Raw genomic sequence first — 275 nt, forward strand, 5'->3', positions numbered from 1 at the left:
GTTATCGATATCGGTATTCGCTCTTCTCGCGTGCGTACTTTAACCCGAACGATTGTCACTGTACCTAATGGCGACTTTTCTTCCATGCAAATTGAAAACTTTACCTCGCGTGATATGTTCCAGTTTTTGCATAATTTATATATTAAACGCAGTGCCGATATCAATGAGATCTTTGAGATGGTCAACGATTTAGATACGCTACTCAAAGAGCATGAACTGACCAACAAAGAATGGAATCAGGCTAATATCTTGGAGCTGCGTCAAGACTGTTATGT

General features: G+C 40.0%; 1 protein-coding gene. It reads left to right on the forward strand.

The features are described 5' to 3' along the window. A partial coding sequence (locus tag AAEY87_RS13945) for a mechanosensitive ion channel domain-containing protein (protein WP_350657604.1) occupies positions 1–275 on the forward strand: 275 nt, incomplete at both ends.

This window comes from Psychrobacter sp. S1-30-MNA-CIBAN-0213 (genome assembly GCF_040309845.1).
Classification (GTDB): domain Bacteria; phylum Pseudomonadota; class Gammaproteobacteria; order Pseudomonadales; family Moraxellaceae; genus Psychrobacter.